This is a genomic window from Halochromatium salexigens (assembly GCF_016653295.1).
Classification (GTDB): domain Bacteria; phylum Pseudomonadota; class Gammaproteobacteria; order Chromatiales; family Chromatiaceae; genus Lamprobacter; species Lamprobacter salexigens.
The window spans coordinates 1-9,624 of record NZ_NHSF01000088.1; the positions used below are offsets into that span (position 1 = coordinate 1).

Annotated in this window: 13 protein-coding genes; 5 read left to right on the plus strand and 8 right to left on the minus strand. The window is 63.8% G+C overall.

Features of this window, described 5'->3' with window-relative positions:
• Positions 1–463 precede the first annotated feature (463 nt).
• Entirely contained in the window at positions 464–1,306 is an 843-nt protein-coding gene (locus CCR82_RS17690; RefSeq protein WP_201247139.1) for a hypothetical protein, read from the minus strand.
• Between the two features lie 209 nt (positions 1,307–1,515).
• Positions 1,516–2,241 carry an SDR family NAD(P)-dependent oxidoreductase gene (locus tag CCR82_RS17695; RefSeq protein ID WP_201247140.1) on the minus strand — a complete coding sequence of 242 codons (726 nt, stop codon included), beginning with the start codon at positions 2,239–2,241 and terminating at the stop codon, positions 1,516–1,518.
• A gap of 108 nt (positions 2,242–2,349) precedes the next feature.
• On the opposite strand from CCR82_RS17695, the gene CCR82_RS17700 reads away from it, so the two are divergent.
• The 3 genes from CCR82_RS17700 (at position 2,350) to tsaA (ending at position 3,874) form a co-directional block, all read left to right on the plus strand.
• Positions 2,350–2,829: an aminoacyl-tRNA deacylase gene (locus CCR82_RS17700; protein ID WP_201247141.1), complete on the plus strand. Its 480-nt coding sequence runs from the start codon at positions 2,350–2,352 to the stop codon at positions 2,827–2,829.
• A 107-nt stretch (positions 2,830–2,936) separates the two neighbouring features.
• Positions 2,937–3,407, plus strand: coding sequence for a hemerythrin domain-containing protein (locus CCR82_RS17705; RefSeq protein WP_242513587.1), 471 nt, complete (start codon positions 2,937–2,939; stop codon positions 3,405–3,407).
• Positions 3,404–3,874, plus strand: a complete 471-nt coding sequence (tsaA, locus tag CCR82_RS17710; RefSeq protein WP_201247142.1) for a tRNA (N6-threonylcarbamoyladenosine(37)-N6)-methyltransferase TrmO — start codon at positions 3,404–3,406, stop codon at positions 3,872–3,874. The genes CCR82_RS17705 and tsaA overlap by 4 nt, the downstream gene beginning before the upstream one ends.
• A gap of 47 nt (positions 3,875–3,921) precedes the next feature.
• On the opposite strand, the gene CCR82_RS17715 is transcribed toward tsaA, so the two are convergent.
• Positions 3,922–4,158, minus strand: a complete 237-nt coding sequence (locus tag CCR82_RS17715; protein WP_201247143.1) for a hypothetical protein — start codon at positions 4,156–4,158, stop codon at positions 3,922–3,924.
• On the minus strand, positions 4,155–4,853 hold the full coding sequence (locus CCR82_RS17720; RefSeq protein WP_201247144.1) for an SOS response-associated peptidase: 699 nt from the start codon (positions 4,851–4,853) through the stop codon (positions 4,155–4,157). The genes CCR82_RS17715 and CCR82_RS17720 overlap by 4 nt, the downstream gene beginning before the upstream one ends.
• A gap of 346 nt (positions 4,854–5,199) precedes the next feature.
• On the opposite strand from CCR82_RS17720, the gene CCR82_RS17725 reads away from it, so the two are divergent.
• Positions 5,200–5,850, plus strand: a complete 651-nt coding sequence (locus CCR82_RS17725; protein WP_201247145.1) for a peroxiredoxin — start codon at positions 5,200–5,202, stop codon at positions 5,848–5,850.
• Between the two features lie 88 nt (positions 5,851–5,938).
• Here the strand turns inward: CCR82_RS17725 and recD2 are convergent, their stop codons facing one another.
• Both recD2 and CCR82_RS19175 read right to left on the minus strand, forming a co-directional pair.
• A complete protein-coding gene (recD2, locus tag CCR82_RS19170; protein ID WP_338073208.1) occupies positions 5,939–7,081 on the minus strand; it encodes an SF1B family DNA helicase RecD2 in 1,143 nt (380 codons plus the stop codon).
• Positions 7,075–8,019, minus strand: a complete 945-nt coding sequence (locus CCR82_RS19175) for a helix-hairpin-helix domain-containing protein (protein WP_338073209.1) — start codon at positions 8,017–8,019, stop codon at positions 7,075–7,077. The genes recD2 and CCR82_RS19175 overlap by 7 nt, the downstream gene beginning before the upstream one ends.
• 411 nt (positions 8,020–8,430) lie before the next feature.
• On the opposite strand from CCR82_RS19175, the gene CCR82_RS18820 reads away from it, so the two are divergent.
• On the plus strand, positions 8,431–8,574 hold the full coding sequence (locus CCR82_RS18820) for a hypothetical protein (RefSeq protein ID WP_242513588.1): 144 nt from the start codon (positions 8,431–8,433) through the stop codon (positions 8,572–8,574).
• 195 nt (positions 8,575–8,769) lie between these two features.
• On the opposite strand, the gene CCR82_RS17740 is transcribed toward CCR82_RS18820, so the two are convergent.
• Together CCR82_RS17740 and CCR82_RS17745 are read right to left on the minus strand one after the other, a co-directional pair.
• On the minus strand, positions 8,770–9,150 hold the full coding sequence (locus tag CCR82_RS17740) for a DUF6697 family protein (RefSeq protein ID WP_201247148.1): 381 nt from the start codon (positions 9,148–9,150) through the stop codon (positions 8,770–8,772).
• Positions 9,140–9,337 (minus strand): hypothetical protein, encoded by a 198-nt coding sequence (locus tag CCR82_RS17745; RefSeq protein ID WP_201247146.1) that lies wholly within the window; start codon positions 9,335–9,337, stop codon positions 9,140–9,142. Before CCR82_RS17745 ends, CCR82_RS17740 begins: the two co-directional genes overlap by 11 nt.
• Between the last annotated feature and the right edge of the window lie 287 nt (positions 9,338–9,624).

A 9,624-nucleotide genomic window follows, 5' to 3' on the forward strand; every position in this document is an offset into this window, starting at 1 on the left:
GCGTCTAAAATAACGAATCTATTTAAAGCAACTGATCGTGTTGAGGGTGGACCCTTGCCAGTCACAATGGCGTACTGAGAGTATGACATTAAAGCCTGCCGAATAGACTTTCACCGGGAATTGCTGCGATCTCGATCAACGCAGTCGACCCCAGTCGCAGGCGAAGGTCAGGATTCTAGCGCAACCAACAGCCACAGCGGAGCCAGGCTCCGAGTTCGAGAGGCTGAGCCGACGGACCCCAGCAACAACGGACAGAAGCATGGGATAACTGTGGGATGTCAGGGAAGACCGACGGGGATGATGGCGCCCAGTCGCATGGTCATACCCGTGGTCGATGGCGCGTTCACGGTCAAAGCTCGCCAAGCAGGACCCCGGCTGGCAGGGCGTTAAGCGCGCTCTGGCGAGACGCGCTGGTGGGTTCGCACGGATTTGCCCTTGCTGGAGGTAAGCGGATCGTTCGGCGTTAAGCCAGGTGAAGCGGCGTGTGCTGCTGCACCAGAAATCCAGCCGCATGCGGATGTCCGCCACCGCCGAAGCCGGCCGCGATCCGCGAGACATCAAGGCCCTGTGCTTCAGAACGTAGGCTGAAACGTCGCCCGGCAGGCGTATCCCAGTAGCAGGCGGCAAACGGCTCACCGCCGCAAAGTGCCGCTCCGACATCGGAGCTGTACTTCGAGGGGGCGTTGATGACCGGCACCTCATGGCCAGCGATCTGGCTGCGGTAGGCCAGCGTCTCGACCAACTCCTGCACGTCCTTGTCGTGTTGGCGCAGGATCGGGATGCCTTCCTCGCGCAGCTCTTCGGGGTCCTCGCGCATGAGCCGGCCCCATTCGATGAGCGAGAACGGATAGGAGGCGAGGGTGGCGGTGATCTCGCGCGTGCCGGGCAGCTCGAAGCGCCAGAGATCCCGGTCCTGGATATGCTCGAGCAAGCGAGGAGGGCGCCGATCAGGAAAGTAGTGCGACCAGGCGATCATGGCACCGCACCGATCCATATCGAAGATCGCGGTGACGTTCTCCGGCAGGTCGACCAGATCAGCCTGTGCGGATCGGTGGTGATCGAGGATCAGGATACGGTTGGCTGTATCGGCCATGGCCAGCAGCAGGTCGCGCTTGTAGCTGAAGTCGACCAGGATGACCTCACGCCCGTGGACATCCGGCGGTGGCTGTTGGTGCACACCCGGGTAGAACTCGAGGCCGGACTGCGCATGAGCGGTGTCGGCGACCCAAGCGGCCGAGAAACCATCCAGGCAATCGGCGTGGTAGATGCAGAGCGGCTGTTTGAGCCTCTGTGGTTGGTCGTGCAAAACGGGAAAGCTCCTCCGGGGTCAGGTTGACGTCAATAGCGGTGAGTCAGCTGCTTGCCACAGGCTCGCCCCATCCGCCGATGTTGCTTGCTGCGTTCAATTCCGGCATCAGGATGTCATGTCGATGAACAACCCATGGAGGCAACGAAAACGGCCTGCCGATGCTGTTGCTGAGCGGTCTATCTCGCACGCTCTTGGTCGGGTGCGGCTTACCAAGGCTCGTTGGCCGGGCGCAGATCCAGCTCGAAGGTCCAGGCATCCTTTGGTTGGCGATGCAGACAGAGCAACGTCTCGGCGATATGTTCAGGCTGGATCAAGCCCTGCTCACCGCGCGTTGCCGCCATCTCCGGCATCTGCTCATGCACCCGTGGGACATCGATGATGCCGTCGATGATCAGGTGCGCGACATGAATCCCTTGCGGGCCAACCTCGCGTGCCAGACTGCCTGCCAGTGCCCTCAGGCCATGCTTGGCCGCCGCAAAAGCGGAAAAGCCAGCGCTCTGTATGACTGATGCCGTTGCGCCGATGAACAGCAATGATCCAGAGCCGACCGGCAGCATGCGCTTGGCCGCCTCACGCGCAATCAGGAAGCCTGCCAGCGTGCTGCTCTGCCACAGCTCATAGAGCCGGCTGGGCTCGGTCTCGACCAGAGGCCCCATCGCGAACCCAGCCGTCGCGAACACCACCAGCTCCGGTGTGCCGAAGTGCTCCGACGCGGTCTCGAACAGGGCGCTGACCTCGGCCGCATCGCTCGCATCGGCCGCGATGGCCAGCGCCCGACCACCGGCCGCCTCGATCTCCGCAGCGAGCGCATCGAGCGCTTTCGCGTTGCGCCGGGTCAGCACCACCGGCCAGCCTTCAGCGGCCAACCGTTTGGCAACGGCGGCGCCGGTGCCGGAGCCAGCGCCGACGATCATCGCGTAACCTGTGTGCATACCTTGTGTCTCCTGGACGATGAACGTCCGATCATAGGACCCGTTGTGCTGAGCGCTAGTGTGACCCGTTGCCCCAAAAGGGCAAGACGATCGATCGAAGGGGATTAAATGGCACGAGCCAAAGAACCTGTGACCGCCGCCGTGCGGCTTCTACGCCAGGCTGACGTCCCCTTCAGCGGCCACTGCTATCCCTACAACGGTGGTGGCACGGCTGAGGTGGCTCAGGCCTTGGGCGTCGATGAGCACCAAGTGGTCAAGACCCTGATCATGGAGAATGAACAGCAGCAGCCCTTGATCATGCTGATGCACGGGGATCGCGAGGTCGCGACCGGTGCCCTGGCGCGCCAGATCGGCGCGAAGCGGATTCAGCCCTGCACACCTCAGATTGCAGACAAGCGCTCCGGCTACCAGGTCGGTGGCACCTCACCCTTTGCGACACGCCGGACCATGCCGGTTTACTGCGAGCGCAGCATCCTGGAACTCGAGCAGCTCTACATCAACGGCGGCAAGCGCGGCTACATCCTCCGGCTGCGCAGCGCGAATCTGCAACGTCTGCTGTCGCCAAAGCTGGTTGAGGTCGCGGTCTAAGCCGGCGTTGGAAGCCCGGTGTCTGGCCGCCGGTCGCGGTGAGGCATTGACCGCCCAGCCCCGGCAGTGGGAACCTCAATCCTCAGCGCTCGATTCGGACCCTGCCGATGCAACGCGATCCCAACCTGGTGCGCCTGTCGCATGACCATCAATCAGCACTGGTCCTGGCCAAGCGGGCGCGTGAACTGGCGGCGGCTGAAGCCCCCGAGCGTCGTGCCCTCTGGGCCGAGATCCAGGCCCGCTTTGCCGATGAGCTTGAACCGCACTTCCAGCTTGAGGAGCGGGGGCTGCTTCCCGCCTTGCGTGTCGCCGGCCAGCAGGCCTTGGTTGAGCAAACCCTTGCCGAGCATACCGAGCTGCGGGGGTTGATTGTGAGCGACGCCCCTGATGCCCCGACGCGCTTCGGTGACGCCTTGCAGGCGCATATCCGCTTTGAAGAGCGGACGCTGTTCGAGACCGCGCAGCAGGTGCTCGAGCCGGCAGTGCTCGCCGAGCTGGGCGTGCTGCATGAAGCGGCTGCGCGCCCAACCTGTTCGACGGCATCGCTCAAAGGCAGCGTGCACGGAGCACCGCAGTGAGCCCGCAGCAAGCCAGACGCCCGGGCGAGATCGCCGTGGAGCACCCCCAAGCGTCGGATGCCTGGCTGCAGTACATCGGGCGCATCCACACCCCTTGGCAGCGGCGCGAAGACTGTCCGCGCCAAGGTGACCTGGACGGCCCCGAGTGTCAGATCGAGGTGTTCCAGCCCTGGGATCAGGCGCTGGTCGGTCTGCAGACGACGACCCCGCTCGAGGTGCTCTATTGGCTCGATCAGTCCCGGCGCGACCTGGTCCTGCAATGCCCAACAGGACGGGATCATCCCGTTGGCACCTTTGCGCTGCGCTCGCCGGTACGGCCGAATCCGATGGGCAGCAGCGTTGTCCGGTTGATCGCCATCGAGGGTCCAGTGCTACGGGTGCGCGGCTTGGATTGCCTGGATGGCACACCCTTGCTGGACCTGAAGCCAGCGCACTCGGCGTTCATCAGGACGCATTCAGGGGGCTGATGTCCTGCCTGCCGAACTGATCGTCCCCAGGACCAAGTCGCACGCTGCTACAGGATCGGCTCGCTGAACGAGCGCAGCCGGTAGCGGATGCGGATCTGGCCAGCGTCCGTTCGAGTGGCGCTGATCGGGTAGCCCGAGTTGTCGAGGATGCTGGTCACCAGCGCTGCAATCAGCTCCTTAGGCGGGGTGTCCCGGTGCCGCTGTGCCAAGCGCTCGCGCACATGCTCGAGCAGGGACGGGTCGATCTCGAGCGTCAGGGTCTCAGCGGGCGGGGATGACTTCATGGCGCTTCAGCGACGAGTGGCTCGATTAGGTTTGGGCTGTCGTTGGCTGGCCTGTTGACCGCCCGCGAGATCGGATAGGCCTCCCAGCCACTGGGATCGGCCGGCTTGAGTAGGGACTGAAGCAACGCCTTGTCTGTCTCCCGGTCCGTTCGCCCAGTGCCGAGCCAGTTCCCATAGTCCTCAGGCGCCAGGATCACCGGCATCCGATCATGGATCGCCGCCAACAACGCGTTGGCCTCAGTCACGATAATCGTGCAAGAGTCGATGACGGCCCCGTCGTCGCCTTCCCAGTGTTCCCAGAGTCCAGCCATCGCAAACGGCGCCTGATCCTTGCGGCGGATCGCATAGGGTTGTTTGCCATCCTTGCCGGGCTGCCATTCATAGAAGGCATCGGCCGGGATCAGACAGCGACGCTGCGCAAACGCGGCCCGATAGGCCGGCTTGCTCGCCACCGTCTCGGCGCGGGCGTTGATCATGCTGTAGCGATGATCCGGCACTTTGGACCAGAACGGTACCAAGCCCCAGCGCAGGTTCACGCACTCGCGATGCTGCTGGTCCTCTGTCAGTCGGACTGCCAGCACCGGCTGGGTTGGCGCGACGTTGTAGCGCGGTTGTGCGTCAACCGCTGTCGTCGCGAGCCCGAAGTGATCGGCGAGGGTTTCGGGATCGGCGTATTGGGCGAAGCGTCCGCACATGCCGAACCTCCTTCGGTCAAGGTAACGAGTAAACGGGCGACGTCGTCGAGCGCGAGCATGGCGCGTCTGACAGACTCAGAATGCCGCAGCTCGCCTGCCAGTGGCTGCCCGACTCCGGGCACATCGGGTGCGGCGCAGGCCAGGACAGCCAGCCGCCAGCCAATCGACCGCTGAGGCGGGCTGTTGATCGGATCAATGAAAGGCTCGACCTATGGATTGATAAAACACAATAGGTCTGGCCCATGGCAGCCATCCGATCAAACGATTTCACCCCGAGCGGCGCGGCGCCTAACCTGGTGTCAACCTCAAACGAGGCATCCACACCCACCGACTAGGAGCTGTACCCATGACCACCGACGTCCAGACCACCCCGTCCATGCCACGCTTGAACGAGCCGGCCCCAGCCTTCGATGCCCCGACCACCCACGGGCGCAAGACCCTCGAGGACTACCGTGGCCAATGGCTGGTGCTGTTCTCGCACCCGGCCGACTTCACTCCAGTGTGCACCACCGAGTTCATCGCCTTCGCCAAACGCCATGCGGACTTCCAGGCACTCGGCTGCGAACTGCTCGGCCTGTCGATCGACAGCAACTTCTCGCACATCGCCTGGGAGCGCAACATCAAGGAGAAGTTCGGTGTCGAGATCGGCTTCCCGATCATCGCCGACCTCTCGATGCAGGTCGCCAAGGCCTACGGCATGATCCAGCCCGGCGCGAGCGACACCTCGGCGGTGCGCGCCACCTTCATCATCGACCCCAATGGCGTGCTGCGCGCGATGGTCTACTACCCGATGAGCAACGGCCGTTCGATCGACGAGTTCGTGCGGCTGGTCAAGGCGCTGCAGACCTCCGATGAGCACGGTGTCGCGACCCCCGAGGGCTGGCAGCCAGGGGATAAGGTCATCGTGCCGCCGCCGGCCACCGCTGAGCAGGCCGAGGCGCGCATGGCCGAGGGCTATGAGTGCAGTGATTGGTACTTCTGCAAGAAAGCGCTCTGATCCAAGAGCCAGGGAGCGAAGACGGGCGGCGCTCAGACGCCGCCCTGACCAGCGACCACCACAGCCCGCACCTCCGCTGTCCAGCCACTCATCCAAGCCCACCCAAGCGCTCCGCCAAGCGCGTGATCCGCCGCGTCGCCTGTTGCCGCCCGAGCGCGATGCGCAATGCCTTCGCCTCGGCGATCAACACCACCAATTGCCGCCCGCGGGTGACCCCGGTATAGAGCAGGTTGCGCTCCAGCAGCGCATAGTGCTGCATCGCCAACGGGATCACCACCACCGGATACTCCGAGCCCTGTGCCTTGTGGATGCTGATCGCATAGGCCAGGCTCAGCTCATCGAGCGCGCTGGCCTCATATTCGACCGCCCGGCCATCGATCTCCACCACCACCAGGCCCGCCTCGGCATCGATGCGGGTGATCTGTCCGATATCGCCGTTGAACACCTCCTTGTCGTAGTTGTTCACGCGCTGGATCACCTTATCGCCCGGGGCATAGGTGGTGCCGAAGCGTTGCAGCCGCGGTTGCGCATCGGGATTGAGTCGCTGCTGCAAGGCCAGATTCAGCGCCTGCGTGCCGAGCCCACCCCGATTCATCGGCGTCAGCACCTGGATGTCCGCAAGCGGATCGAACCCAAAGCGCTTCGGGATGCGCTGCGTGACACTGGCGACGAGCTTGTCGGCCAGGTCTTCTGCATCAGCGGCCTCGATCAGATAGAAGTCGCTGGTCTCCCCCTTGGCCGGGGCGATCGGCCGCTCACCGCTGTGGATGCGATGGGCATTGACGATGATCCGCGAGGACAGCGCCTGACGGAACACCTCGGTCAGGCGCACCGTCGGGATCGCCCCCGAGGCGATCAGATCCGCCAGCACCCGACCGGGCCCCACCGACGGCAGCTGATCGACATCGCCGACCAAGAGCAGCGCAGTCTCATCCGGCAACGCCCGCAGCAGCTGGTTCATCAGCACCGTATCCAGCATCGAGGCCTCATCCAGCACCAACAGCTCCGCCTCCAGCGGATACTCGGCATCGCGCTTGAAGCGATAGGCACTGGGGTCGAACTCCAACAGCCGATGCACCGTTTTTGCCTCACAGCCGGTGGTCTCCTGCAGGCGCTTGGCTGCACGCCCGGTCGGGGCGGCAAGCTGCACCTCGACCTGCTTGGCTTGGAGGATACGCAGCAGACTGTTGACCAAGGTCGTCTTGCCGACCCCGGGGCCACCGGTCAGCACCGCGACCTTGCTTGAGAGCAGGGTCTAAGCGCCGCACGCTGCGAGGGCGCGAGCGTCAGTCCGGTCTGGATCTCGACCCAGGGCAGGGCACGGCTGACATCGATCTGGCCCCAGGGCGGAGTGCCCTGCAACAGGCGCTGCAGCTGCACCGCGCAGCCCTGCTCGGCGCGATAGAGCGGGGTCAGATAGAGCAACCCCTGATCGCGGATCAGATGCTCGGCCTGCACCTCATCCTCGATCGCCTGTTCGATGATCGGCGCCGGAATCTCCAGCAGCTGACTGGCCTGTGTGAGCAAGGCTTCGGGTTCCGAGGCACAGTGTCCCTGCTCGGACCAGACCTGCAGCGCATGGCGGACTCCGGCGCAGGCACGCAGCAGCGAGTCGCGCGGGATGCCAAGGCTTTGCGCCAGGGTATCGGCGGTCTTGAAACCAATGCCCCAGATATCGAGCGCCAAGCGGTAGGGATTCTCGCTGACGGTGAGGATCGCCGCCTCGCCATAGGTCTTGTAGATGCGCACCGCCCGCGCGGTGCCGACGCCGTGCGATTGCAGGAAGACCATGATCTCGCGCACGACCTGTTGCTCGGCCCAGGCGGCGGTGATCTGAGCGCGGCGCTTGCGGCCGATGCCGGGCAGTTCCTCCAGACGCTCTGGGCTCTGTTCGATAACCTCAAACACCGCCTCGCCGAAGGCATTCACCAGCGTGCGCGCAAAGTGTGGGCCGATGCCCCGAACCAGCCCGGAGCCGAGGTACTTCTCGATCCCCTCGCGGGTGCCGGGCAGGATCACCTGCAGGCGCTCGGCGCGAAACTGCAGCCCATGCTTGGCATCCTGCACCCACTGGCCCAGGGCTTCGATGGTCTCGCCGGGGCTGACGGCGGCGGCGCTGCCGACCACGGTGACCAGGTCTCGCTGGCCTCGGACCTTGACCCGCAGCACACAGAAGCCGGTTGACTCACTGTGGAAGGTCAGCCGCTCGATGCTGCCGGAGAGACGCTCGCGGGGGTGTCGGTGGCATGGCTGGGGGAGAGAGATGACATCGGGGCAGTGTAGCGAATCGGCCAGTGGCGGGAGCTGGCGATGAGAGCCTGCCGCTTGTTGCCGATGTCTTTGGCGATTGGACTCTGATTGCCTGCGGGGTGAGTCACTCGCGTTTGGACGATCTGCAGGCGCACGGGGTAGGGGCTATGAGGCGGTGGACACTGATCATCGCACCATCGATTGACCTGATGGAGTGGGCGATGGAACGCTCGATCGTTCGCTGTTGAGCCGCCGCATATCAACAGCTCGCACAAGCGTACCTGGGATGCCGACAAGGTCGAGAATATTGCGCAACAGGTCCGCGATGACATGGTCGACACCCTGGATGATCTTGGTCTCGGCTATGTCGACCCGCTGCTGATGAACTGGCCCGGCGGCTTTGGCGCCTTCAGCCTGCTGCAGGACCCAACGCTGGTTGCCATTGCTGGGCGTCACGGCAAGACTACGGTGTAAGTCATCCTGCGCTGGCATCCGCAGAGCGGTCGAACCGCCCTGCCTAAGACCTCCAAGTCCAACCGCATGGCAGAGAATCGCGACCTCTTCGACTTCGCGCTCAGCGCCGAAGAGATGCAAGCCATCGATGCATCAGCTGGCGGCATTGCGCGAAGGCCACCGCGCGCAATATCCCGTCCGAGGAGGTGGCAGGCATTAAACGACAGGCTCGAGGAACAGGATCGATGTCACATCGCCGTCTCGTCCAGCTGTCTTGGCGTGGCGCTCGATCTCGTCGAGGTCAAAACTCTGGCGCACTGCCCGATAGTCGCCGACGAATTCCCACGCGTTCGCCTGGTGCTTGACGAACGTTGGGACCGCTGAACCCTGGCGCAGAAACTGCGCGGCCGTCGCCTCGATACGCGGCCCACACCCGACAAGCACAACCTCAGGGGCTTGCGGATTCTGAGCAGGATTGAGGCAGGCAGCGACAACCACTTTGGCCATCGTCGGCAAATACGCTTGGACGCTGCCACCTACAACGGCATGAATGTCAGACCGGGTGTAACGCTTGTGGCGTTCGAAGCTATTGGCCATGGTTCAGATCAGCCAGCTGTACGTGATGTGGTTTGAGCGCAATGCGCTCTCGCGCAATCTGGATCACCTGCTCCGGCCTGATCCCCTTCAGCCACTCGAGGCGATAGCCCGAGGGTCCGCGGATCTTGTAAGCGGAGACTTGCTCGAGCACGCAACGCTCGGCGGCAGCGAGGTCGGCCTCAGCCAAGGCAGCGATCGGCAAGAAGTTGACGTTCTGTGTGCCGAAGGTTTCCTCATAGTTGCCCCGTCGCTTCGCGAAATCCTTCGCCCTGCCGAACTTACAGGAGACAATTGCGCAGTCTCTAACCCACTGAATTGAATGAGCCTACAAGTCGGGTCAGATTTCGTTTACCCCAGCGGCGAACGAACAATCAATGACTTGCGCGTAATGCTCGGCCGAGAAGCGTAAAAATCACCCCAGCCGCCCCGCAGGGGGGTGAAAAAGGGCGGCCACCAAGGGATCATTGTCGTTGT